Genomic DNA, 24,447 nt, shown 5'->3' with positions numbered 1-24,447 from the left:
TTAACTTTCGGCTGCTGGGGTCGTTTCGTTGGCTTTTTGCGCGGTCGGCGACGGGAGGGGGCGCCGATCTTATTCAGTTCGGTCTGAGTCCAGCCCTTTTTCAAGGCAGCGGTGAAAGCTTGCTTTTCTGCGGCTTTGGCTTGTTCTAGTTGCTGTTCGGCTTCCACGCGTGCGGCAACGGCTTGGGCAATGTCGTCGGCGGCTTGCATGCGCAGGTCGTTTCATGGCTGGCACCTTCCAGTAGGGTTGCACCGTCTCAGCGGGGCCGATCCGGCGAAGGTCTGATGGTTCCAGCGTTCACGGCTTGAAGGTGTTCAGGCGACCTTGAACTACTTCCGGGACTACTTCTATCCGCTGATGAACGTGCTCACGAGCGAGGACGGGCCGTTCCATGCGTACGACAAAGTGATGCACCCAGAGCTGCCCGAACCGTTCCCGGTCAACAACGCACCCGAGGGGCATTTCCCGTAACCGTAAGCACTGTGATTGGCTGGGGGTGCCATTTTGGTTCCACCCAGCTTTTCGTCACGCTACTTCTTGAAGCGTGCCTTGAGTCAGATCTTCACGTCTGTGGCCCTCAACATGGGTTCGTGTGTACCCTTCTGCTGTAGCAGCCCTGATTCACCGGTGGAATCAATGCTGATCACCAGGCAGGTATGGTCACGCCACGTGAGGCGGTGTGTGAGGGACAGGCTCACAGCCCACGACGGTTCGTTCCACGTGTTTGACAAGGTGATGCGCTCAGTGCGACCTGAGATGTTCCCGGTGCGGGAAGCGTCGAACGGATACTTCCGTTCATTGGTTTAACAGCAGCAAAAAGCTGGCCAGCGAAGTTCGTTGGCCAGCTTTAGTTCGCCCTACCTCCAGATGAATTTCTTGTAGGAGTATGTTCCCTCGTATTTGTTCCTGGCCTTCCAGGTGCAACTGGATTTTTTCTTTACGTTCCACTTCATCGGGTCGGCGCTCGTCTTTTTCATCCAGTAATTCAACTTCGCCTTGCACTCTTGGGCGGTCTTTCCGGTTACCGTGTGATTAACGGTGATAGCGATCTGCCCAGCGTGTGCGGGTGCGGCTACCGTTGCGCCGCCGCCGAGAGCTATCCCTAGTGCTAGCGTTCCCGCCGTCAATCGTTGCTTCCAGGTGGTTTTCATAGAATCGTTCCTCCTTAGCGAGTAGGGCTTGGAATCCTTTTGTGCCTCTGCGTTACTAAATAGTGTACTTCGCATTACACGGATTACGGTACCCGTAAAGCTTTCGAATCGTAATAGTCCTACGAGAGTTTCACATCTTCCCCGTAGGGTTTGGTCGAGTAGTGCTGTAGCTCGATAAGCCCTGCTGGCAGGCCTGAGCTGGTGAGGATCGCCCGACCCCTTGGCAACGCCGCCAGATCGGCCACTGAATCGCTCCGGGTTTAATAGAGGCAAGGAAATTGGAAAGGGAACACTTCTGTCTTGCCGATCAGATACTCTGATGAACTGAAGACCCGCGCTATCGAGCTGGTGCTTCATGCCCAGTCGAATCCTGACACATCCAATGGCGCCATAACGCGAGTCGCCAAGGAGCTAGGCCTGAGCAGCGAGACGCTGCGTGCCTGGGTCCGCAGACATAAGACAGGCGGTGCTGCTCTGCCCGAGCAGTCGATTGATTTGGAAGCTGAGAACAAGCGGCTGCGTGCTGAGCTGGCTGAAACCAAACGAGCCAACGAGATCTTGAGGAAAGCAGCGACTTTCTTCGCGGCGGAGCTCGACCGCCCTTCGAAGTAATTGTTGATTTTATCGATCAGCACAAGGACGAGCTCGGGGTCGAGCCGATCATCCGCGCGTTGCAGGGAACCCGCGCGCAAATTGCCGTGAGCTCGTACTACGCCTTCAAGAAGCGACCGCCTTCGGCCCGCAGCGTGCGCGACGAGCAGCTGATGCCGAAACTTCTTGCGATCTATGAAGAGAACTATTCCTGCTACGGGGTGCGGAAAATGTGGCATGCCATGAACCATGAGCATGCCGAAGCGTTCGGTCCCATCGTCCGGTGCACTGTGCAGCGGCTGATGAAAAGCTCGGGATTGACGGGGTGCGGCGCAAGCGGAAGAAGCCCAAGACCCGCTCTGCGGATCCGGAAGCATGCCCCGTGGATCTGGTGGATCGTCAGTTCACGGCTGCAGCGCCCAACCGGCTCTGGGTGGCTGATATAACGTATGTGCGGACCAGGCTGGGTGGGTCTATGCGATGTTCATCCTCGATGTGTTCAGCCGTGAAATCGTGGGCTGGCAGGTGACGAACCATATGCGCGAATCCTTGGCCAGGGACGCGTTGATGATGGCTCTGGCCAGGAAATACAGGGATGGCGAGGACGTGACCGGGCTGGTCCATCACAGCGACAGGGGCGTGCAATTCCGGTCCATTAGGTATGGGCAGGCGTTGGCCGAGTCGAGGGTCGTCGCCTCGGTTGGTTCCCGTGGGGATTCGTACGATAACGCCATGGCCGAGGCGCTGAACTCTGTTTACAAGGCGGAACTGATTGATCGGCGTGAGTGGTCCGGGCAGGTCGAGGTCATGGCCGAGACCTCCCGGTGGGTTGGCTGGTACAACTCCCGGCGGCTGCACTCGGCACTCGGGTACAGGTCGCCGGCCGACGTCCATCAACAGTGGATCGGACGGCCTGGCACGGCTGCGGAAGCAGCGTAGGAAAAACAAGAAAAGGAGCCTCTACCAAACCCGGGGCTTGACACGGCCCCAAATGGCTCTACGGCACGACTCGTTTGGTGCGGCGGTGGAAAGCGTCGTCCGAGTATATCCGCGGGTCGCCCGGTGGGAGCGCGGGGCCCGATATTAGTAGTGGCAGAATTATTATTTGACTGGTTCCCAGGCGCCGGTTCCGATGGCGCGTTCAGATGTATGTTCTTGAAAACGGTTGAGGTGGAAAGTGCGCAAGATCGGGTGGGCTTTGCCGGTGACGATTTCCTCCGCAAGTAGCTCACCGAGGATCAATCCTAGGGTCGCTCCGGAGTGGGTGAAGAGGGTGTGTAGTCCGTGGATTGGGGGGACGGAACCGACTACCGGTTCGCCATCACCAGGGATCGGCTTGAGTCCGGCTCCGACGCTTTGGGCAGTTAGTACGGGGTTTCCGGCGAGCACCTTCGAGGCTTCCTCTAGTAGGCCCTGCACCACGTCTTCTGGGACTGTGAAGTTACCATCCGGCTCGACCACCAGCTTGCTCTGACCAGTCGGCGTCGAGTACGAGGCGTCCATCAGGAGTGGGGCGCACCGCAACTCGTGGGGTATTCAATACGGTGTGTACTTTTAGATCGATAGGGTCGGTGAAAAGTACGAAGGCTGCTGGGGTGGCATCCGGGATGGTGACTCCGAGTTCCGCGAGTTGGATCGGTACCTCACCACCGGTGGCGAGTACCACCTCGTCGGCGTCGATGGTGCTGCCGTCAGCGAGGGTGATTCCTACGGCGCGCCCGTCGCGGACGGTGACTGTTGCGTGGCCTGTGTTCTCGATGATTTTCGCCCTTGGGCCACGGCTTCGGCCGCCAGCGCGGGAACGAAGTCGGGCAGGTTCACCCATCCTTCGCCGGGGTTATAAATCGCGCCTTCATCGGCGACGGCTGCAGCATTAACGTCGGGTGCGAACTGGGTGATTTGCTCGCGTGTGACCCATCGGGAGTCGTAGCCTCCGGAGCGTTCAAAGGCGTAGGTGTCGCGGAAGCTTTCACCTGGGGCGGCCCATTTCAGGGCACCGTCGAAGCGGAGGTATTGGCGGCTTTCGGGGTGTCGGTAGCTCCAGGTGCGGTAGCGGTCCATGGCTAGCATGCGCAGGTAGTGGTACTCGGGTGAGCGGGCTCCGGAGGAGTTGAGCCACGCAATGGATCGGCTGCTGGCGCCGTCGGCCAGGGGACCTGAGGTGGCCAGAGTGACTTCGGCGCCGGAGCGTACCAGGTGCATGGCTGTGGAGATGCCGAGGATACCGCCGCCGATAATCGCTACGTGCTTTGCAGAGGAAGATGAGGGCATGAGGTTGTGCTTTCTTCAGAGTTAAGTGGTTCTGTGGTCCAGACGGTCAGGGACTATTCGATGGCCGTATCGTGGTGGATGGACTCAATGAGGCGCAAGACGCTTAAGCTGTCCCGCGGATCAACCGGGATCGGCCCGGCCTGGCGCAAGCAGGTTGCTAAAGCGCGATAGAACTGCGGGTAGTCCCCGGGCAGTGTGGGCACTGGACGAGGGGCATGGTTATCCACCAGCTGACCCCAGTTTTCTTCCGGCTTTCTTCCGTACTCGGCGTGTGTTGGGCCCATGCCGGAGGCCAGCTGCGGTTCCTGCGGGTCAAGGCCATAGCTGGTGTAGGCGCCCTCGTTTCCGGCCAGTTGGAATCGCGCGCCGGCGGCGGCGTTCAGGCTGCTCATGGTCAGTCGGGACTGAGTGCCCGCGCTGTGGTGGAGCAGGAGGTACGCGTCTTCTTCGGCGTTGGCCTGATCGGTCAGCGCGCGTAGGGAGGCTTGTACCTTTTCAACCGGGCCGAACAGCTCTATTGCCTGGTCAATCAGATGGGTTCCTAAGTCGTAGAGAATGCCCCCGCCTTCCTGAGGGGGCAGCTCGGCCTTCCAGCCACGCATTCCTTGGGGTTTGAACCATTCAAAACGTGACTCGAAGGTGTGGACGGTGCCCAGCGCTTGGTCCGCAAGTAGCTTCTTGACGGTGAGGAAATCACCGTCCCACCGACGGTTTTGGTAGACCGTGAGAGTCAGTCCTCGCTCGGCGGCTAGGTCTAGGAGTTCTTCACCCTGTGCGCTGTGCACGACGAAGGGTTTGTCGATGACCACGTTCAGGTCGTGTTCGAGTGCCGCCCGGGCGATATCGAAATGAGTCTGCGGAGGGGTACCGATGATCAGTAGATCCAGATGGTCCGCTGCATTCAGCACCTCCCGGTAGCTGGGCACAATGGTGGCGTGTGGGTATTCTTGGGCAGCTTGCTTCTGACGTTCGGGATCAGATGTTGCGATGACCGAGATCTCGAAGTCTGGGTTGGCTGCCAGCAACGGCGCATGGAAGATCTTACCGGAGACGCCATAACCGATGATGGCGGTACGGATGGTAGGTGTCATTTTAAAGTACCTCGTCTAGGAAACGGCGCAGGCGGCCGGATTTTGGGTAATTGAACAGGTCTTCAGGGGGCCCTGATTCGATGACTTCTCCTTCATCCATGAACACCACCTGGTCTGCCACCTTGCGGGCAAAGCCCATTTCGTGAGTGACCACGACCATAGTCATGCCGCGTTGACACAGATCAGCCATGAGGTTGAGTACGCCTTTGACAAGTTCTGGGTCTAGTGCGCTAGTGGCTTCGTCGAAGAGCATGATTTCCGGTTCCATGGCTAGAGCCTGGCGATAGCTACACGCTGTTGCTGACCGCCGGACAGATCTCTTGGCCGGTGGTCACTGCGTTCAGCTAGACCAACTTCGTTCAATCGTCTAGCGGCCAGGTCTTCGGCCTTTTTCCGGTTCATTCCCTTGACTTTCCAGGGGGCCAGCGCGACATTCTGTAAGGCCGTGTGATCCGGGAAGAGATTGAAATGCTGGAACACCATACCGATGCGTTTGCGCACTTCGTCGGGGCGATCTCCAAGAATTGAGGAGCCGTTGACGAGCACGTCGCCGTGCTTGGGCTCATGCAGTCGGTTGATACCGCGCAGCAGCGTGGATTTACCCGATCCGGAGGGCCCGATAATGCAAGTGGTGGTGCCTGGTGCGACCTCCAGATTGATATTGTGCAGAATCTCAATATCGCCGTAGGCCATGGTCACATCGGTCAGTTTCAGTGAGGACCCTGAAATTCCTTGGTCGCGCTCATGCTCGGCTCCTGGCGTTGAGACTTCCAGTTCCGTGACTTCGTTCAACCGCTGGTCGGGGGAGTCGCTTTGCGACGTCCTGTACGGAATTTTTGATCGATGTAATTCACTAGGTGGGTCAGCGGGACGGTGATGATCAGGTAGAACATACCGGCAGCGACCAATGGCGAGAGGTTACCGGTAAGTACGGCGGCGTCCTGGCCGACGCGGAACAGTTCGCGTTCCAGGGGCAGCAGTCCCAGGAAGTACACCAGAGAGGAGTCTTTTACGATGGCGATGAACTGGTTGACCAGTGCCGGCAGCACGCGGCGGATGCCTTGCGGAATAACGACCAGTAGCATGGCCCGTCCATAGGACATCCCCAGTGCGCGGCAGGCCTCTAGCTGGCCCTTTTCTACTGCTTGGATGCCTGAACGGAAAATCTCGCCGATGTAGGCGCTGGCAATGAGACTGAGCGCAATAATCCCTAGTGGGTACGGTGAGGGGCCGAATATGTTCTGAGAAATCCCGGTAAAGCCGCGTCCAATCAACAAGATGGTGAGGATGGCTGGCAGCCCGCGGAAGAGGTCGGTGTAGATGCGTGCCGGAATCCGAAGCCAACGCGTTTGAGCGATGCCCATAATGGCAATGCCCATGCCGAGCACGGTGCCGATGATGGTTGCACTGATCGAAATGATCAGGGTGTTGGTTAGCCCGGTTTTGAGTAGCTGGGGGAGGACCTCGAGCATTGAGTCGAAGTCAAGAAATGCTTTGGCGATACTGTCGAAGAATTCCATAGATATTCCTTGCCCTTTGGCGGGGTCCGGCGCTTGAGCTGGCCCCACCAAAAGTGGTAACTAGGAGTCGTTGTTGCTGGACTCGGCGCCGGTCTGCTCGGCCTTGGGCAGGTATTGCTCGGGCATTGGTGAGCCCGGGAACCACTTCTGGTAGAGCTCCTTCCAGGTACCGTCTTCCATGGCCTCGGACAGGGCCTGGTTCAACGCTTCGCGCAGCGCATCGTTTTCGGGGGCAACGGCAAATCCGGCCGGTGCGTCAAAGGAGGGTACGTTCAAGGCATTTTTCAGGTCATACTGTTTGGTGTAGTCCTTGGCTGCTTCGTAGTCGAGGAAGTGCGCATCGACTGATCCGGCGTTGAGTCCAGAGACTGCGGTGTTATTGTCTGGGAACCGAACGATGTCGGTGTTGGTGAAGGTCTTGACTGCGTATGCTTCCTGAAGGCTGCCCTGCACGACGCCGAGGCGTTTGCCGTCGAGGTCCTCCTTGGAGTTGATGTTCATCTGTGGGGTGGCCAAGACGGTTAAATACCCGGCGAGGTAACCATCGGAGAACTCAACGGTCTGCTTGCGCTCTTCGGTGATTCCTATTGCAGCAACACCCACGTCGAACTGACCATTGGCTACGGCCGAGAGTAGAGCCGAGAAGTCTTGTCCAGTAAAGACGACGTTCTCCACACCGATGCGGTGGGCTACGTCGGTGAATAATTCTACGTCGAAGCCTGTGAACTCACCTTGGGCATCAGTGAAAGTGTATGGCTTACTGTCGCCGATGCTAGCCACGCGGATAGTGTCGGGTTGGATGAGGTTGTAGGGATTGTCCTGCGTAGCGGAGGCGTTGCCAGAACCGCAGGCGGTCATGGTCAAGGCGCTGAGGCCAATACTGCCGTGGCCGCAACAGCGCGGAAACCGAGCCGATTTTTCATATGGATTCTCCATTCGGTGTTGGGCGATTACAGGCCACCCAAACATTGTGATCGAGATTCAGAGACCGGTCTCTGTAAGCAACATGAGACCGGTCTCAATCCCATTACGATGTAAGTTACACTTCAATTTGAAGTGAGGTCAAGAGGTTAAGGAAAAGTTAAATGGCTCGACGACAAGGAACCGGCGAGGTTACCATTTCCGATGTGGCGCGGCGTGCCGGCGTATCTAAAGCTCAGGCGGCTCGGGCCATGGGCGGCTATGGGTCAGTCAGTAGCGAGGTCAAGCAACTCGTCATGCAGGCCGCTCAGGAGCTACGTTATCGCCCCAATGCTTTGGCGCGCAGTATCAATACTGGTAAGTCTCAATCAATAGGTGTGGTTGTTGGAGACGTTGAAAACCCGTATTTCGGACAGGTGATCCGTGGCATCAGTGATGTCGCGCGTCATCATGATTACGATGTGGTTCTGGCTAATACCGGCGAATCTCTTCAAGACGAAGAGAAGGCTGTGAAGGTGCTGCTCGATAAACGGGTGGACGGATTGTTGATATGCCCGACGTCGCGCTCCGCGCATAGTCATATACTCGATGCTGAACGAGCCGGACGTCCGGTCGTACTTTTTGACCGAGATATTTCGGTTCCCGCTCTTGATGTGGTGCAGATGAGTATCGCTGAGGTGACCAGCCAAGTCATAGACTCACTGATTGACGCTGGACACCGTCGCATCGCTTATATTTCCACATTGAAACTTTCTACTCGGAAGTTTGTACCTGGGCAGGAACTTGATCTTTCGACAGTGACTCAGCGTGTGGATGGTATCTGCCTGGCTCTTAAGAGATCTGGGATCGAAATAGATCCTGGGCTCTTCCGTTTTGGGGCCACGGACCGTGAGGCTATGCAGCAGCTCGTAGAAGAGCTAATGCATCTATCATCGCCGCCTACAGCGTTGGTTGCTTCCGACTCGCTTGTGGCGCTTGATCTATTAAGTGTCCTTAGGCGCCGAGACCTTCGGGTTCCAACAGATATTTCTGTGGTGATGCTGGACGACCAGCCTTGGGCCGAGTTGGTGGAGCCGCCTATTACGTCGGTATTTCAGCCAGCTTATGATCTAGGGGAGCAGGCGGCGGGTGCTCTCTTTGAGCGCATTGAGGGGACTACTGGCGGGCGCAGAATTTGGCTGACTCCGAATTTGGTTCATCGATCCTCGGTGGCACCCCCCCCAGGTTGGCGTGAACTAGATAGATAGAGTCTTTGTCTGGCGGAATGATGCAGGGGCCTCGGATAGAGTGAGCGCTTATTCGGCTACGCAACGGCATAGGTGGGAACCGGGAGAACCGGAAAGGATGTAGGGGTGTTGTTCCTTTGCGTTTCCACTTTTCAGAGCCCGTGCATAGGCCAAGATCGCTGTGGTGAGTTAACTCAGATACTGTAGCTTGTGGCCTGTGCGCGGGCGGTCGATTGGTTTCTGCTGTCCACGTGTGCAGGAAAAGCAGCGGAGCGGGGAGGGCTTTTGCTGTGCACAAGTGAGCAGGAGCTACATGCGCCACCACGGCTAAGGCAATGGGCCGGTACTCATCGAAAGGTGAATACCGGCCCATAACTTTGTGCGTTCTTAGACTTCGTCCGAGCCGCTGGACTTGTTGCTCTTTTTGCGTGGAAGACGGCGGCTCGGAGAGGCGATTTTGTTCGGTTTGTGTCCATCCGTACTTCGGGGCAGCGGCAAAAGCTTTCCTCTCTGCGGCCTTGGCCTCCTCCAAATACTGTTCGGCTTCGATATGGGCAGCAACTACTTGGGCAATTTCGTTCGCGGCTTGCATGTGTAAGTCGTCTTGCGTTTGAAGCTGTTCAAGAATCCGGTCTGTTGCGTGACTCATGACTCGCGCTTTCCAGTAAAGTTGCGCCGTTTCAGCGGTGCCGCTCCGGTGAAGGTTTAATATTTCCAGCGTAGTGAGGTCAGGTTACCAAGCCAACGTACGTTGCACTTGCATTGGGCGAGGTGATCCACGGTTACCTTGTCGTAGGAGAGCACGTTCAACCACGGGCGCATCGTGCCATACACGCCATCGCGCTGCTTAGGAGTGAGCTTTTGAATCTGTTCCAAGGACTGGGCCAAAGTCAGATGCCCACAGGCTTTGAGCAGGTCACGGACCGTGAAATCCTCAGGATCATGCCCTGCACGTCATGCACCCATACGGTACCCACCCGGGGACGGGGGCCACGGGTCATATCGACAATGTCGCGCTTGTTGGAGGTGGCCAGTGCCGGCCCGCCGGTTTTGGGACCTGCGGGACGCAGACACAGGAGATTCTGCCGCGCGTGGCTCCATCAACCAAATCTGCACCCACTCGTAGGAGCCGTACAAGGCTCGTGATTGCTGACGAGTTTGGCCAGCGGCACCCGGTGCCGGCTTTGGTCGCTCCGAGGCGTTCAGCATCCGACTGGGCTGCTGGCTCTTCCAGGACCTTGAAGTCTTTGGCGTGGCCCATCTCCTTGGCCAGGTGATTTACTCGGGAGCTGATGCCTCGGCTGCGCTTGGAACCTTATGCAAAATAGTAAGGACATTATTCTTCTTCGAAGGCCTCGGCTTTTGCGTTGTGATGACACGCAAGAGAGCCAGCGTGTTGAGTTCAGGGGGGTACCCTCTCAATCCTGAAGGGCCGGTTTGCCATTGCCGGACCGTACCGGTTAAACCGAACGGTCCCGCCGTCCAGATGGACAGCGGGACCAATTCAGATCATCACTCGCACCCTCAATGAGGTTGTTGACAACACTAATCGGGGTTTCTGTGCCCGGGCTGGGCGGGAACCCGGTGTTTACCGGTGATCCCGCCCTGTCAGTTAGTCGGTGATGCGCATGGTGCGCGCCGAGCTGATGCCGTTGATGACCCGCGCCGACAAGCCCTGGGCGGTGGTCAGCTGTGCGGAGTTGATCGCGGTCGGGAGCCTGAAAGGAACTACCGGTTAACGAAAGAGCTCCCGCTGGAGACCAACGGGAGCTCTTTCGATCATCACTCGCACCTTCAAGGAGGTATTTAAAACAATAAGACCGCTTTCTGTGTCCGCGCTGAGCTTCGGCTTTCAGTCTGCCGACCGAGACGCTGCGAAAATGGTGGGGTCTTAGACAAATTCTCCTGTGACGACTCGATGAAGCACTTCTGAGAGCATTCGAACCCCGGCGAGCATGTCCTTGTCCTGGGTCAGTTCCCCTTCGTTGTGGCTGATACCCTCCACGCTGGGCACGAAAAGCATGATCGTGGGTACGATATCCTTCATATTGGTGGAATCGTGGCCAGCCAAGGTGCGGACAACGCCATGCTCTAGGCCAACCGCTTGTGCAGCATTTCGCGCCAAGTTGATTCCGGATTCGTCGTACTGCTTCGACCCCCAAATATGGGAGCTCCGCGCTCAATTGTCACGCTGGCCATCTTTTCGATCTGCCGAACTCGATCATGCAGTGCAGCATCGGCGGCCGCCAAAACTTCCGGATCGGTGGAGCGAACGTCGACCAGAAGGTTTACTTGGCTGGCAACGACCACTGGCGAATTGGGAAATACCGTGAATTCACCACACGAGGTGATGACCATGTGTTCCTCAGTTGAGTATTCCAGTGCCACCTCCCGTGCTGCGACTACAAGCGCTGACGCGCCGAGCAGGGCGTCGTGCCGGTCGGCGATGACCGTGGCGCCGGTGTGTGATTGTTCGCCGTGTACGGTGAACTCGTACTTGTTGGCTCCCCATGTGGATTCCACCAAGCCAATGGTGAGCCCACGATCCTCCAGCGAGCGCCCTTGCTCAATATGGATCTCTACGTACGCTTCGACTTGAAGCTCAAAGTCTCCAATAGTTCCGATAGCCTGCAGTGCTTCATGGACACTGACACCGGCCGGATCCGTTGTATTCAAAGCCTGTGCTGCTGACAGCTTGCCGGTGTATACCGAGCTTCCCATCATGGACGGTTTGAAGCGGCAACCTTCCTCGTTGAACCAGTTGATGACGACGATATTGAATTTTGCTTCTTGCGCCTCGTTGTGGAGACGCTGTTGGACCTGTAATGCAGCATGGGCGCCAGCCAGTACTCCATACGCTCCGTCGAATCGGCCACCCAGTGGCTGGGAATCCAAATGTGAACCCACCGCGATCCAAGGAGCTCCAGGAGAAAGCTCCAGCAGGCAGTACTGATTTCCCACCTGATCGTAGTGAACCGTAAATCCATGACCTTCAACGAGCCCCCGGAACCAGTTCCGGTTTTGCCCGTCGGCTATGGTGGCCGCTTGGCGGTCAACGCCGCCGCGCTCGGTAGCCCCATTACGACTCATAGACGCGAAATCGGCCAAGAAGTCCAAGGGCTCGTAGCGACCGCTGCGTCTGCCAGCTCGGTAATCGTTGGGTCAGTCATTGTATTCTCCTACTCGGTCAACGCCGGTGTTCTGATGAAGCTGGGGTTGCCACCGACAAAGGTGGCATGGATCTGCAGGTCGGAGATGCTTGGGGTCTCCAAGGGGGAAGCGGAGAGCACGACGAAATCGGCGAGTTTCCCGGTGCTGAGACTGCCTCGGCTATTGTCCTGCCCGGTCGCCTTCGCTGCATTGATGGTGTAGAGCTTTAGTGCCTCCAATGCGGGAAGACATTCGTCTTCACCGCCCAGCACCTTGCCTCCGTCTGTGCGCCGCGTTACCGCCGATTCCATTGCACGTCGTACGTTGTTGTCCGCGACCGGCAAGTCTGAACTTCCGGCGACCAGGACACCCTCATCCAACAGGGATTTACCTCTGTATAGCCAACCTTCGCGACGTTCTCCAACACGCTCCGCGAACTGGTCCCCCAGGGGCCGATGAAGGACGCTTGTGGGGTGACCGCGATTCCATGTTGCGCGACAGCCGTCACCTGGTCGGGGCGGGCAATGCCGAAATGCTCAATTCGATTGGGGAGCCGATTGCTGCCATAACGCTGCTGTAGGTTCGCGATGATGTCAATGGCCAAATCGATTGCGGCGTCGCCGATGGCGTGGACCGCCACTGGCCAACCTGAGCGATAGGCGGCCGCTACGCGCTCGCGGAAGAACTGTGGGTCATCAAGGAGATATCCCGTGTTGTGCCGGTGACCACAGTAGTCTTCGGTGACGGCTGCCGTGGCACCCAACAAGGATCCGTCGAGGAATACCTTGACGGGTCCCAGGGATAGATCTTCATCACCAAAGCCCGCCCCTATTCCGAGGGAAAGCCCGGCCCCTTCTCCGGTACCGTGCGCGTCCTCGGCATGGGAAGACTGCACGTTCAAGGCAGCGAGCGCCGGCATCAGCTGGGCTCTGGAATGGAGACGTCCTGTCTCTAGTGCGCGCTGGTATGCCGTAATCTCCACAGGCGAATGGGCGATCCAACCACCGCCCACACCCGCCTCGGTGAAAGAGGTGATGCCTTCAGCCGCGTATCGCCGGGTAGCGGCATCCAATGCCTCGACGATCTGTTCAGTCGAGTAGGGCAGCAAGAGGTTTTGGATTAGCTCCTGAGCGGCTTCTTCAATGAGCCGGTCGGCTTCCCGGAAGCATCACGGACAATCCTTCCGCCGAGAGGATCAGGAAAACCGGGATCCAACGCACCGGCCAGTTTCAGGGTCGCGCTGTTGGTGATTGCAGCATGTCCCGAGACGTGACGCAGGTAGAGGGGACGTTCCCCGGTTATTTCATCCAGGCGGTCAATGTCGGGGTAAAGCCCCGCATGGTCCTTTTGGTTGAATCCGGTTCCGTTCAACCAAGCATGCGGTTGCCCTGCCAACTTGGCAGCTTCACTTTCCAGTAATTCGTAGAGATTCTCCAGCCCCCGTACCCCGGACAGATCCACAGCCGAGAGCCCCAGCCCCCACCAGGTGGTGTGGCAATGTGCATCGATGAATCCTGGCGTGATGACTTCGGATTCGAAGATTTCGGTTCGCCGTGCGTGACATCCTTCCAGCTCCTCGTCAAAACCGACGACCCGTCCGCCCAGCACTCCCATTCGAGTCGCTGTGGGTCGGGCATCGTCCAAAGTGAGAATCTGTCGGGCTTCGACGATCAAGTCCAGTCGCATCAGTTTTGATCCTCACCATGTGCGGTGGTGCCCGGTCCCATTGTTTCGGGGTCGGTTTTCAGATGAAGCACAGCCGGCAGCCCACTGGTCAAGGCGCGCTCCAATGCTCCCTCGAACTGTTCGGTCGTTTCTACCATTTCACCGTGGCCACCGAAGGAGCGATCCATTGCCCAAAGTTGGGGTTGGTCATGGAGGTGCCAGAGGGGCGTCCGGGGTAGTGCTGGCGCTGGTGCGCCACGATGGTGCCGTAGATGCCATTGTCCACGACCAGAACCAGAGGGGTGCCGCCGTGGGCGAAGCTGACGGCCAATTCCTGGGCGTTCATAAAGAAGTCCCCGTCGCCGCAAACCGCTACTACCTGGCGATGCGGATAGATCAAACTGGCGGCGACAGCGGCAGGCACTGAAAGCCCCATGGCTCCGTTGCGCGGACCAACGAGAGAACCCGGTCCGTGATGTGAGAGGTAGCGATGACCCCACAGGGTTGCGTTGCCGGCGCCGTAGGTGGCAATCCGGTCCTTTGGCAGACGTCGTTGCAAGATTTCGAAGGCAACGCCTAGATCCACTCCGCTTCCACCGTCCGGGATGGGAGTGGAGAAGCGTAGCTGGGCCGCACGTACTGTTTCTGCCCAGGAACTATCGCGTGAAACGCCTTGGGTTGCCCGCAAGGCCGCGGTCAAGAAGACCAGGGGCGTTACTGGCAGGTGGGCATCCAGACGCCCGGCGTGTGGATAGAGATCAGGATCCGGGTTCACCACGACTGTGGGGGTATCCATCGCAACCGTGTACCCCTCCGAGAGCACGTCCGATCGCTCACACCCCAGAAAAACCAGCAAGTCAGAATCCTTCATGGCTCGCAGAGTGTTGTCCCCCCGGCCATAACCTAACCAACCGCCGTAGGCAGGTGAAACGTGATCGATGGCGTCGTAGGCCCGCCAGTCGGTGACTACTGGAATGTTCGTTTGTTCGGCGAATCCAGCAAGTACGGCACTGGATTGGGCGTTCCAGTGATCGCCACCGGCGATTAGCAAGGGCCGTTCGGCTTCGATGAGCAGTCGGCAGAGCTGTGCAACCTGCTCATCGTGGGGTTTGACGATCGCTTCGGGCAGCGGGGCGGGAACCTGTGCCGGGCTTTGGCGGACCAACACGTCCTCGGGCAACCCAATGACCACCGGTCCTGGGCGACCCGCGCTGGCTAGCCGAAGCGCGCGCGAGACCAACTGGCCTGCCTGCTGCTCGTCGTCAAGCGTAAATACGGCTTTGGCCGTGGTTCCGAACCAGCCTTCGAGGCTGAATTCCTGGAATGCCCCTCGGCCTCGGTCGGTCTGTGGGATGAGCCCTACGAAGAGCACCATGGCGGTGGCATCCTGCCAGGCAGTGTGCACCGCGATCATGGCGTTGGCGGCACCCGGTCCACGGGTGACCATGCAGATTCCTGGGACGTCGGTAAGTCGGCCTTCAGCCAATGCCATGAAACCGGCGCCGCCTCATGGCGGGTAACAACGGTTTCAATCTCTGAATCGTGTAGGCCGTCCAAGACATCCAGATAACTTTCGCCAGGAACTGCATAGACCCGGCGCACCCCATGGGATTGGAGAGTTTTGACGATGAGGTGACCGGCCGAGTGGGTGTTCGGAGGTCTGGACTCGGATTCGACCGCAATGCGGGAGCCGCTTTCAGCAGGAGGTGCTGCGTCGGGAACCTGGGTGGACAATGGCATGGTTTTCTTTTCCTCTTTCATTTCCCTTGGCCAAGGGCCCGCGGCCCCGGGGCAGGATTCGCCTGCCCCGGGGCGGCCACGGACCTAAGGTTTGCGGGATCTAGTGCTTGAAACCCGGCAGGGGGACGCTCATTCGTGGAGCCAGAACGCCCGCCAGCGCGGTGAATAGTGACAACGCGGTCAGCAACAGCGCGGCCGGCCACCAATGATTGCTGGCAGCCGCTACGGTGCCAGTTGCCACCAGCGGGACGAAACCGGCGAGCATGCCCGCCGCATTCTGCGCGAAGCCAACGCCGGTGTACCGGGTTTTGGCGGGGAACAACCCGGTGAGCACGGTTCCCGATGCGGCGTACGGGAATGACAGGGTTGCCACTGCCACGGTCATGCCAAGTACCACCATGACACTGCTGCCGCTTTCAACCATCAAGAAGGCCGGCCACGCCACGGCGGCAGACACCAGCCCGCCCACGATGATGACTTTGGAAGCTCCGAAGCGTTCGCCGAGTCGCCCGCCAACGATCAGAACCGGAATCTCAACAGCGGCAGCCACGATACTTCCTAGCAACATGAGAGAGGAAGAGTAACCGAGCACATTGACTCCGTACCAGACCATGAACGCGGTAACTAGATAGAACCCGCCGACGCCGAGCAGGCTGGCGGCCATGCCGACGATGATGTGTTTCCAAGATTCCACCAGCGTGGTGCGGATTGGTGCCTTGGCAGTTTCACCCTGTTCCATCAGCTCCGTGAACACTGGTGATTCATCTAGGCGTGAACGAATGTACAGGGCGACGACTAGCATGGGAATCGCGGCGAGGAACGGAACTCGCCAACCCCAGGAGTCGAAGTTCTCCTGCGAGAAGATGACCGTGATTAGAAAGAAACCACCAGAGGACAGGATCGTACCGATCGGGGAGCCAATCTGCGGTAGAGCGGCATACCGTGCACGACGATGGAGCGGGGCATTTTCCACCACAATGGTCATGGCACCGGACCATTCACCACCGACAAACAGGCCCTGGGCGACGCGTAACAGCACGAGCAGGATCGGAGCCGCAATACCGATTGCGGCGTAGGTCGGAAGTAAGCCGATGAGACCAGTGATGATGCCAATGCCCACGATGGTAATCATTAGGACCTTGCGTCGACCGATCTTGTCGCCCATGGCACCAAAGATCATTCCGCCGATCGGGCGAGCAACCAGGCCGACGCCGAAAGTTGCAAAAGCCGCCATCGCGGCAGCGGTGGCGTTTTCATTGTGGAAGTACTGGACATTGAACACCAGTGCCGCGGCCGCGCTGAATAGGAAAAAGTCATACCATTCCATGGCGGTGCCGATCAGCGCACCTACGGCGACCTTGGAGGCCTCCTTGTCGGTGATTTGACGTGTGGCTCCGGACTCGAGCGTGTCCTTCGGCATGGTGAAGTCGCTATCTGTTGGGGTAGCAGTCGGCGTGTTGCCGGTGTGCCCGTTGGTTGTGGTCATAGCTCCATGGTGTCAATCATTAGCTGTGAGGCGCCACACAGATCACAGCGAGTTACTCCGGGAAGAATGTGCAAAAGCACATAATATGTACGTATAGGGGAAGCTGGAGGAGGACAAGACGTGCATTTTGAAGCCAGGGATGGTGAGCAGCGTTGGGTTGAGTTACTGCAGGCGCTGAACGTTGAGGTACTCACTGACCGATTCATTGACCGCTTGATGCGCATTGATCCCTATCGAGACGGACCGCTGACGTTGAGCGAAATCCGCCGTACCGGTCAAGCCTCATTTCAAGCCCTGATTGTGGCGATGAAGCTCGACGCGGATGACCCTGAGTACTTGCGACAGCGGGATGCAATCGCCATGGACGTAGGAGTTTCGCGGGCACGCGCCGGGGTGCCGATTGAAGCTCTTATGACAGCTATCCGGTTGGATTTCAAAATCATTTGGGACGAAATTACTGCCTTGTCCACGGCCGCGGACGCTCCGCTGATCGTGGCCCACACCCAACGTGTCTGGGAAGTGGTAGATGGCTATGCCGGGCAAACGCAACAGGCCTACGTGTCTGAAATGGCGAGGATGCAAGCCGAGGAAACGAGCTTACGTCAAGGTTATTTGGCCCAGCTGTTCGGGGAGCGCAACCTTTCTACCAGGCCTTGGAGCAGGTGCTCATGACCTTGAGCAGCCGTTGGATGCCGGGTACCTTGTCGTAGCAGCGTTGCAGGAGCAGGTGGCCGAAGTGCGTGTTGCCTTGGCCAATGAGCGTGTCGGTAACTCAGTTCTGCGCCACCCATGGGGTGACGCACTCGTGGTGTTCTTTGCCGAGGATCCTCGACCTGGCTCGGAATCATCGCGGATTCGAGTAGCTTTAGAACGCCTACGTTGTGGAATGATCGCGCAGCCAGTACCCCTAGGGGCGGTGCGTAGTGCAGCGGACACCGCGTTGGAACTGGCCAAATTACTGGAACCCGGGGAGCAGGGCGCCATGACCTGGGTACGTGGCTGGGCACGCATGGCACGAAGGCAATTGAACCAGGCTGGAGCCCCGGGAATAGCTGATGTAGAGAAAGCACTTCAGGCGTGTGGTGAGACGGAACGCCGTCGTCTAGTTGAATCCGTGGGTGTTTATTTGACGACGGGCAGCGTCGGGCAGGCGGCCGCTCAACTGTATTGCCACCGCAACACGTTGATGAACCGTCTTAAGCGTTTCGAGACAATTACGGGATTAAACCCCACAGTTCCAACGGAAGCCGCCCGACTGGTGGTGGGCTGGTCCTAGGTGCTTATGCGCTTCCCTGCGGAAGCCTGAAGATTGGCAGGGATTTCGGTGCACCGACCTGCGGGCTGCAGGGATCTGTCGTACGTTGCAGGTGAGAATCCATAGCCGAGAGTGTCAGAAGCGGCGGGAGGAGAAACAGATGTCGCCATCGAAAAGAACGCGGCTGTTCCTCCGTGCTGCGGGTGCAGCGCTGCTTGGATCCAGCCTGCTCGCCGGGTGTGCGGCCCAGATTCCGGTGGACCCCAAGGGCACGCTGCCGGATGTCCGCCACGACACGCTGCGCGTGGGGATCTCGCCCAACCGTGAATTCGTGGATGTGCGCGACGGGCAGTACACCGGGGACGAAGTGGGGCTGGTCAAGGACTTCGCCAAGGTCCTGGACGCCGAGGTGCAGTGGACGCTCGGCGGGGAGGAGCACCTGGTCAAGCAGCTGAAGGAAGGAAAGCTTGACATGGTGGCCGGTGGGATCACCGCCAAGACCCCGTGGAGCAAGGAAGTCGGGATCACCCGGCCCTACCGCACCGTGACGGAGGAGGACGGCAAGCAGGCCCAACTGGTTCTGCTGGTGCCGCCCGGGGAGAACGCCTTCCTGGGGGAGCTTGAGTACTTTCTGGACCAAACCCAGGAGATGCCATGAACCTGAAAGCCGGAACCGGCCTGCCCAAACAGCAGCGCGACATGTTGCGTCGGGCAGCGAAACTTGAATGGATCAGCGTCGGCTATGCCGCCTGCACCATTACCCTGGTGGCCTTGGTGGTGGGCAATTCCCAGGCCATGCGCACGGCATGGGTGGAGGACATGCTCTCCGTGCTGCCGCAGCTGGCCTTCCTGGTGGCCCTGTTCTACACCCGCAGAACCCGGCGCCCCACCCACCCCTATGGTTACCACCGGGCCATGAGCGCCGGACATCTGGTGGCCGGAGTGGCGCTGCTGGTGGTGGGCGGCATGCTGGCCTACGAATCGGTCTCCGCGCTGATTGCCCAGGAATACCCGACCATCGGCACCATGAACGTCTTCGGGCACACGATCTGGCAGGGGTGGATCATGATCGCGGTGATGACCGTGATCGCCGCCCCGGCCGTGATTCTAGGGCGGCTGAAGGTGAAGGTCGCCAAGCCACTGAACAACAAGCTGCTCTATGCCGACTCCTACATGGCCAAGGCGGATTGGCAGACCAATGCCGCCTCCATCGTGGGCGTCGCAGGCATCGCCATCGGCCTGTGGTGGCTGGACAGCGTGGCCGCCGCGGTGATCTCCGCGGGCATCCTCAAGGATGGCTGGACCAGCACGAAGCCGCGGTGGTTGACCTGCTGGACCGCCGGGCCACCAGCGTGGAGGGCGAGGACCCGCACCCGCTGATCCCGGAGTTTGAGAGCCGCCTGAAGTCCATGGGATGGGTGGACCAGGTCGGGGTTCGCGTACGCGAACTGGGCGCGGTCCTGCATGCGGAGGCCTTCGTGGTGCCGCATTCGCCAATGGTGGGTGTGGAGGAGATGGACGCCGCCCGCAAGGCGCTGGAGGAGCTGGACTGGAAGGCGTATGACATCGTCATCATTCCGGTGCCGGAACTGCCGGATTGCTTCGTGGAGCCCACCACGGCATAACGCGGGTCTGGGGCCGGTGGAACCGGCATCGCTTAACCAGAAAGCTCCCGCGGGCCGTAACCTGCGGGAGCTTTCCAGATCATCACTCGCACCTTCAATGAGGTGCTTTAAACATTACTGGTCGTTTTTGTGTCGCAGCTGAGCGCAGGCTTCGGGCTCACCGGGGATTACCGGGCCGCCACGCTCGCCCAACCGGCCTGGTCGACCTCATCCCGCCAGCGCTCGCCGACTCCTCCCGTGGTCGGAGAAGGGGGTGCGCTTTTCCCCCTCACGCCCGAGGTACCCGCCGGGCTAGGCTTCATAGGCTAAAAGCATGATGAAAAAGAAGTACCTCGCCTTCACCGCCCTCGCCATTCCCGCCTCCCTGCTGCTCGCTGGGTGCAGCGTCGGGGATTTGAGCGGCGAAACCTATGACAAGCTGAATCGAAGAGCGCGGCCACCTCCGAGGATGGCGTGAAGTCCGGGCTGCTGGCCGATTGGGTCCCGGCCGGTGGCAGGGACGTGAAGCTGGAGCAGCGCACCACCGGGGCCGAGCGCATCTTCGTCATGGACTATGACGGCCCGCTGCCCAGGCAGGAATGCCTGAGCCTTTCCATCGTGGGGGAACCGAACGAGTCGGAGCTGGCAAAGGCCTATGCCGCGGACCGGCGCACCAGGGATCTGCAGGTCTCCGAGGTCGCCACCGTGCGCACCCTGGACGCGGACTGGTGGCCCAATGATGCCGAAAAGCAGACCACGGACTTGTGCGGCCGCTGGTGGGTACACGAGTCCCAAGGCAAGCTCTATGGATTCGCCCCCGACCAGCAGCAGATCGCCGAGAGCGTGCTGCGCGAACGCAGCAGGAACGACCGGGATTCATAGACCGTCACGGCCCCTCCAGCCGTCTGGCTGGCCGGGCGTGCATCTTTTCTAGAGGTCCAGCAGCGCGGTGCGCACCGCCTGCTCGAACTGTCCCACGTGCAGTCCGGCCAGGCGGGCCGCTTCGGCTTCATCCCCGGCAATGATGGCCTGCAGCAGCCCCAGGTGCTCCTTCACGTGGGTGCTCACCCGTGGCAGCCTGTCGATGACCGTGCACCAGATCCGGGTGGCCAGGTTGCTGTGGCGGATCAGCACGTCCTCCAGATAGGGGTTGCCCGAGGCGCGGTAGATGTTGCGGTGCACGGCCGCGTCGAAGGTCAACAGATCGGTGGTCGAGGCGTTGGCGGCATCGAAGCACTCGATCTGCCGGGAGGTCTCCAGCAGGGCGGCGCGGGTGGATTCGGAGGCGGTGCGGGCCGCGCGGGCCGCGGCCATCGGCTCGAGCTGCTGGCGGATCTCCGAAACATAGGCCAGGTCGCTGACCTCCACCCGCGTGGAGAAGGTGCCGCGCTTGGGGAAGGTGATGACCAGCTTGTCCACCTCCAGGCGCTTGAGCGCCTCACGCACCGGGGTACGCCCGATGCCCAGTTCACGCATCAGCTCCTCATCGTGGATCGGGTCCCCGGGCTGGATCTGCAGGGTCACCAGCATCTGCAGGATCCGCTCATAGGCCTCCTCGGCTTTGGAGGCACCTCGTGGGTGCAGTTGTGCGGTGACTGCCTGCGCCATTTTCCCTCTTTCGCGTTCGTTGCCAATTAACCCTTGACCCCTGAACTTTGTGTGATCTAGGCTACAGGACATCCTAGTATATAAGTTGGATACAAATCCCGTATTTCATCGGAGCGAAACGATGTCCCTGATCGATTTGCCTGCTTCCCACCCCGCCGCCCATGCCGCCAGGACGGAGGAAACCTCCCACGACTTCGTGTTCACAGCCAGCTGTCGGGACCGGGTGGGAATCATCCACGCGGTCAGCCAGTTCCTTGCCGGGCGCGCTGAACATCCGCGAGCACCAGCAGTTTGACGACACCGTCAACGGCAAGGTGCACCTGCGCACCGCGTTCCACAGCGACACCCCGTTGCGCGCCGCACAGCTGCGCGAGCAGTTCCAGCCCGTTGCCGAGCGTTTCAACATGGGCTTCCAGATCCGCGACTCCAAACCCACCCGCACCCTGCTGATGGTCTCCAAGTCCGGGCATTGCCTGAACGACCTGATCTTCCGCTGGCGCACCGGCGCGCTGAACGCCCAGATCCCGCTGGTGGTCTCCAACCATGAGGACCTGCGCCCCATGGCCGAGGCCGCCGGGATCCCCCTACCTGCACCTGCCGGTGAACGCCGGCAACCGCGCCGCGGCCGAGGCCCGGCTGCTGGAGCTGATCCAGGAGCACCGCATCGAGCTGGTGGTGCTGGCCCGGTACATGCAGATCTTCTCCGATGAGCTCGCCGCCGGGCTGCAGGGCCGGGTGATCAACATCCACCATTCGTTCCTGCCCGGGTTCAAGGGGGCCCGGCCCTACCACCAGGCCCACGCCCGCGGAGTGAAGCTGATCGGCGCCACCGCCCACTACGTCACCGCCGACCTGGATGAGGGGCCAATCATCGAGCAGGAGGTGATCCGGGTGGATCACTCCCATGACCCCCGCGCGCTGGCCCAGGCCGGGCAGGGCGCCGAATGCCAGGCGCTTTCGCGCGCCGTGCAGTGGCACTGCGAACACCGGGTGCTGCTGGAGGGCTCGGGCACCATCATCTTCCGCTAGCCCGCATCCCCCGCACATCCCAGATTTGAGCCCAGCAGTAGGAGAAAGACCATGTCACCCACCTCACGCGTCATCATCATCGGCGCCGGCATCGTCGGCGCGAACCTGGCCGACGAACTCGTCCAGCGCGGCTGGAAGGACATCACCGTCATCGAACAGGGGCCATTGGAACTGCCCGGCGGTTCCACCTCCCACGCCCCGGGGCTGGTGTTCCAGACCAACCCGTCCAAGACCATGACCGAATTCGCCAGCTACACGGTGCAGAAGCTGACCGATTTGGGGGCCTTCAACCCGGTGGGCGGCCTGGAGGTCGCCACCACCGAAACCCGTTGGCGGGACCTGCACCGCAAGCACGGCTGGGCCACCTCCTGGGGTGTGGAGGCCCAGCTGCTGGATGCCGGGCAATGCAAGCGGCGCTACCCGCTGCTGGATGAACAGGTCGTCTACGGCGGGCTCTACGTCCCCTCCGACGGGCTGGCCCTGGCCGGGGTGGCGGTGGAGAAGCTGATCGAACGCACCCGCGCCGCCGGGGTTGTCTACCGGGACCGCACCGAGGTCACCGGTGTGGGGCAGCAGGAGAACCGGGTCACCGGGGTGTGGGTGGGCGAGGAGCTCCTGGCCGCGGACATCGTGGTGTGCTGCGCGGGCTTCTGGGGCGCGAAGGTCGGGGCCATGGTGGGGATGCGGGTGCCGCTGCTGCCGCTGGCCCACCAGTACGTGAAGACCACCAGTGTCAAGGGCCTGCGGGGGCGCAACAGCGAACCGAACGGCGCCAGCCTGCCCATCCTGCGCTACCAGGATCAGGACCTGTATTTCCGCGAGCACGGGGACCGCTACGGGATCGGCTCCTACGCGCACCGCCCGATGCCCGCGCTGATCGAGGACCTGCCCCGGATGGACCCCCAGGACCACACCCCGGAGAACATGCCCTCCAGCCTGCAGTTCACCGTCGAGGACTTCCTGCCGGCCTGGCAGGCCTCCAGGACGCTGCTGCCGGAGCTGGCCGAGGCGGAGATCGCCAGCGGCTTCAACGGGATCTTCTCCTTCACCCCCGACGGCGGCTCACTGGTCGGCCAGTGCCCGCAGGTGGAGGCTTCTACCTGGCCGAGGCCGTGTGGGTCACCCATTCGGCCGGGATCGCCAAGGCGGTGGCCGAGCTGTTGAGCACCGGGCGCAGCGGCACCGACCTGTCCGACTGCGACGTCAACCGCTTCGAGGAGGTCGAACTGGCGCCCAGCTTCGTTCGGCAGACCGCCCAGCAGAACTTCATGGAAATCTACGATGTGCGCCACCCCCTGGAGCCCCGGCTGGCGCCCGCAACCTGCGCGTCAGTCCGTTCCATGCCCGGCAGCGGGAACTGGGCGCCCACTTCATGGAAGGCGGCGGGTGGGAGCGGCCCTACTGGTACGAGTCCAACGCCCGCCACCTCGATGAGCTGCCCTGGGACTGGCGCCCGCCGATCCGGGACACCTGGTCCGCGCTGCACCATTCCCCGCTGGCCGCGGTGGAGGCGTACAAGACCCGCACCGCGGTGGCCATGTACGACATGACCCCACTCAAGCGCCTGGAGGTTTCCGGGCCCGGGGCACTGGCCCTGCTGCAGCGGCTGAGCACCGGGAACATGGCCAAGAGCGTCGGGGCGGTGACCTACACACTGCTGCTGGATGAGGCCGGCGGGATCCGCAGCGACATCACCGTCGCCCGGTTGGGACAGCACACCTTCCAGGTTGGGATCAACGGGAACATTGACACCGCCTACTTTCGGGTGGAGGCCCGCCGGCAGAACGACGCCCTGGTGCCCGGCGGCTGGGTGCAGGTGCGGGACATCACCGGCGGCACCTGCTGCATCGGGTTGTGGGGTCCGCTGGCCCGGGAGGTCATCGAGCTGGTCAGCGACGATGACTTCTCCAATGAGGGCTGCGCTACTTCCGGGCCCGCGCCGCGCACCTGGGCGGGGTGCCGGTCACCGCGCTGCGCCTGTCCTATGTGGGGGAGCTGGGCTGGGAGATCTACACCAGTGCGGAGAACGGCCAGCGCCTGTGGGACGTGCTGTGGCAGGCCGGGCAGCGGCACGGCATCATCGCCGCCGGGCGGGCCGCGTTCGCCGTCCCCTGCGCCTGGAAAAGGGCTACCGCTCCT

19 protein-coding genes, 10 pseudogenes and 1 other annotated feature are annotated in these 24,447 nt (G+C 60.3%); of the genes and pseudogenes, 14 read left to right on the top strand and 15 right to left on the bottom strand.

Going from position 1 to position 24,447, the window contains the following annotated elements; genetic code table 11:
• The coding region (locus JCM19049_RS17785) for a hypothetical protein (RefSeq protein ID WP_279402191.1) at nt 1-209 on the bottom strand (209 nt) is incomplete at its 3' end.
• 91 nt (nt 210-300) lie between these two features.
• Between JCM19049_RS17785 and JCM19049_RS17780 the strand changes: the two are divergent.
• Nucleotides 301-471, top strand: a pseudogene (locus tag JCM19049_RS17780) (DUF4913 domain-containing protein); the annotation flags it as partial.
• Nucleotides 472-857: 386 nt separating this feature from the next.
• On the opposite strand, the gene JCM19049_RS17775 reads toward JCM19049_RS17780, so the two are convergent.
• Entirely contained in the window at nt 858-1,151 is a 294-nt protein-coding gene (locus JCM19049_RS17775; RefSeq protein WP_279402190.1) for a hypothetical protein, read from the bottom strand.
• 300 nt (nt 1,152-1,451) lie between these two features.
• Between JCM19049_RS17775 and JCM19049_RS01355 the strand changes: the two genes are divergently transcribed.
• The 3 genes and pseudogenes from JCM19049_RS01355 to JCM19049_RS17770 form a co-directional block, all read left to right on the top strand.
• Nucleotides 1,452-1,763 (top strand): transposase, encoded by a 312-nt coding sequence (locus JCM19049_RS01355; protein ID WP_054820565.1) that lies wholly within the window; start codon nt 1,452-1,454, stop codon nt 1,761-1,763.
• Nucleotides 1,721-1,852 (top strand) — a sequence feature (AL1L pseudoknot). It overlaps the preceding gene by 43 nt.
• Nucleotides 1,850-2,188, top strand: coding sequence for an IS3 family transposase (locus tag JCM19049_RS22940; RefSeq protein WP_374700198.1), 339 nt, complete (start codon nt 1,850-1,852; stop codon nt 2,186-2,188). It overlaps the preceding feature by 3 nt.
• Before the next feature lie 16 nt (nt 2,189-2,204).
• Nucleotides 2,205-2,681 (top strand): annotated as a pseudogene (locus tag JCM19049_RS17770) (transposase); the annotation flags it as partial.
• Between the two features lie 162 nt (nt 2,682-2,843).
• Here the strand turns inward: JCM19049_RS17770 and JCM19049_RS17765 are convergent.
• From JCM19049_RS17765 to JCM19049_RS01325, 6 genes and pseudogenes are all read right to left on the bottom strand, one after another.
• The gene (locus tag JCM19049_RS17765; protein ID WP_279402189.1) at nt 2,844-3,245 is read right to left on the bottom strand and encodes a hypothetical protein; all 402 of its coding nucleotides are present in this window, start codon (nt 3,243-3,245) and stop codon (nt 2,844-2,846) included.
• Nucleotides 3,184-3,944 (bottom strand): annotated as a pseudogene (locus JCM19049_RS17760) (NAD(P)/FAD-dependent oxidoreductase). The gene JCM19049_RS17765 and the pseudogene JCM19049_RS17760 overlap by 62 nt, the downstream one beginning before the upstream one ends.
• Before the next feature lie 122 nt (nt 3,945-4,066).
• Nucleotides 4,067-5,104: a Gfo/Idh/MocA family oxidoreductase gene (locus tag JCM19049_RS01340; RefSeq protein WP_054820564.1), complete on the bottom strand. Its 1,038-nt coding sequence runs from the start codon at nt 5,102-5,104 to the stop codon at nt 4,067-4,069.
• A 1-nt stretch (nt 5,105) separates the two neighbouring features.
• Nucleotides 5,106-5,878 (bottom strand): annotated as a pseudogene (locus JCM19049_RS01335) (amino acid ABC transporter ATP-binding protein).
• A 14-nt stretch (nt 5,879-5,892) separates the two neighbouring features.
• Complete coding sequence (locus JCM19049_RS01330) at nt 5,893-6,624, bottom strand: amino acid ABC transporter permease (RefSeq protein ID WP_054820563.1); 732 nt, start codon at nt 6,622-6,624, stop codon at nt 5,893-5,895.
• A 60-nt stretch (nt 6,625-6,684) separates the two neighbouring features.
• Nucleotides 6,685-7,547 (bottom strand): annotated as a pseudogene (locus JCM19049_RS01325) (ABC transporter substrate-binding protein).
• 162 nt (nt 7,548-7,709) lie between these two features.
• Here JCM19049_RS01325 and JCM19049_RS17755 point away from each other — a divergent pair.
• Nucleotides 7,710-8,792: a LacI family DNA-binding transcriptional regulator gene (locus JCM19049_RS17755; RefSeq protein WP_279402187.1), complete on the top strand. Its 1,083-nt coding sequence runs from the start codon at nt 7,710-7,712 to the stop codon at nt 8,790-8,792.
• 1,870 nt (nt 8,793-10,662) lie between these two features.
• Here the strand turns inward: JCM19049_RS17755 and JCM19049_RS01315 are convergent.
• The 6 genes and pseudogenes from JCM19049_RS01315 to JCM19049_RS01300 all read right to left on the bottom strand — a co-directional run bounded on the left by JCM19049_RS01315 (nt 10,663) and on the right by JCM19049_RS01300 (nt 16,746).
• Nucleotides 10,663-11,861: pseudogene (locus JCM19049_RS01315) on the bottom strand (M20 family metallo-hydrolase).
• Between the two features lie 89 nt (nt 11,862-11,950).
• Complete coding sequence (locus JCM19049_RS21980; protein ID WP_306420614.1) at nt 11,951-12,370, bottom strand: amidohydrolase family protein; 420 nt, start codon at nt 12,368-12,370, stop codon at nt 11,951-11,953.
• Nucleotides 12,371-12,450: 80 nt separating this feature from the next.
• Nucleotides 12,451-13,535 (bottom strand): annotated as a pseudogene (locus tag JCM19049_RS01310) (amidohydrolase); the annotation flags it as partial.
• Nucleotides 13,536-13,737: 202 nt separating this feature from the next.
• Complete coding sequence (locus JCM19049_RS21975; RefSeq protein ID WP_306420613.1) at nt 13,738-14,382, bottom strand: thiamine pyrophosphate-dependent enzyme; 645 nt, start codon at nt 14,380-14,382, stop codon at nt 13,738-13,740.
• Nucleotides 14,383-14,406: 24 nt separating this feature from the next.
• A pseudogene (locus tag JCM19049_RS21970) lies at nt 14,407-15,326 on the bottom strand (thiamine pyrophosphate-binding protein); the annotation flags it as partial.
• Nucleotides 15,327-15,426: 100 nt separating this feature from the next.
• Entirely contained in the window at nt 15,427-16,746 is a 1,320-nt protein-coding gene (locus JCM19049_RS01300) for an MFS transporter (protein ID WP_054820567.1), read from the bottom strand.
• Nucleotides 16,747-16,932: 186 nt separating this feature from the next.
• Here JCM19049_RS01300 and JCM19049_RS01295 point away from each other — a divergent pair, with 186 nt between their 5' ends.
• From JCM19049_RS01295 to JCM19049_RS01280, 7 genes are all read left to right on the top strand, one after another.
• Entirely contained in the window at nt 16,933-17,484 is a 552-nt protein-coding gene (locus JCM19049_RS01295) for a hypothetical protein (protein ID WP_054820561.1), read from the top strand.
• Between the two features lie 55 nt (nt 17,485-17,539).
• The gene (locus JCM19049_RS17750) at nt 17,540-18,088 is read left to right on the top strand and encodes a helix-turn-helix domain-containing protein (protein WP_279402186.1); all 549 of its coding nucleotides are present in this window, start codon (nt 17,540-17,542) and stop codon (nt 18,086-18,088) included.
• 139 nt (nt 18,089-18,227) lie between these two features.
• Nucleotides 18,228-18,725 (top strand): transporter substrate-binding domain-containing protein, encoded by a 498-nt coding sequence (locus JCM19049_RS01290; RefSeq protein ID WP_279402185.1) that lies wholly within the window; start codon nt 18,228-18,230, stop codon nt 18,723-18,725.
• Nucleotides 18,722-19,447 carry a cation diffusion facilitator family transporter gene (locus tag JCM19049_RS01285; protein ID WP_279402184.1) on the top strand — a complete coding sequence of 242 codons (726 nt, stop codon included), beginning with the start codon at nt 18,722-18,724 and terminating at the stop codon, nt 19,445-19,447. Before JCM19049_RS01290 ends, JCM19049_RS01285 begins: the two co-directional genes overlap by 4 nt.
• Nucleotides 19,387-19,692, top strand: coding sequence for a hypothetical protein (locus JCM19049_RS17745; RefSeq protein WP_279402183.1), 306 nt, complete (start codon nt 19,387-19,389; stop codon nt 19,690-19,692). Before JCM19049_RS01285 ends, JCM19049_RS17745 begins: the two co-directional genes overlap by 61 nt.
• A gap of 313 nt (nt 19,693-20,005) precedes the next feature.
• On the top strand, nt 20,006-20,149 hold the full coding sequence (locus tag JCM19049_RS17740; RefSeq protein ID WP_279402182.1) for a hypothetical protein: 144 nt from the start codon (nt 20,006-20,008) through the stop codon (nt 20,147-20,149).
• Nucleotides 20,146-20,553, top strand: coding sequence for a hypothetical protein (locus tag JCM19049_RS01280; protein WP_054820560.1), 408 nt, complete (start codon nt 20,146-20,148; stop codon nt 20,551-20,553). Before JCM19049_RS17740 ends, JCM19049_RS01280 begins: the two co-directional genes overlap by 4 nt.
• A 48-nt stretch (nt 20,554-20,601) precedes the next feature.
• Here the strand turns inward: JCM19049_RS01280 and JCM19049_RS01275 are convergent, their stop codons facing one another.
• On the bottom strand, nt 20,602-21,279 hold the full coding sequence (locus tag JCM19049_RS01275) for a GntR family transcriptional regulator (protein WP_054820559.1): 678 nt from the start codon (nt 21,277-21,279) through the stop codon (nt 20,602-20,604).
• A 121-nt stretch (nt 21,280-21,400) separates the two neighbouring features.
• On the opposite strand from JCM19049_RS01275, the pseudogene purU reads away from it, so the two are divergent.
• Both purU and JCM19049_RS17735 read left to right on the top strand, forming a co-directional pair.
• Nucleotides 21,401-22,308 (top strand): annotated as a pseudogene (gene purU, locus JCM19049_RS01270) (formyltetrahydrofolate deformylase).
• 51 nt (nt 22,309-22,359) lie between these two features.
• A pseudogene (locus JCM19049_RS17735) lies at nt 22,360-24,447 on the top strand (FAD-dependent oxidoreductase); the annotation flags it as partial.

Source organism: Arthrobacter sp. JCM 19049 (assembly GCF_001310435.1).
Note: the sequence above shows the minus strand (reverse complement) of the source record. Positions and strands in the feature narration are given on the sequence as shown.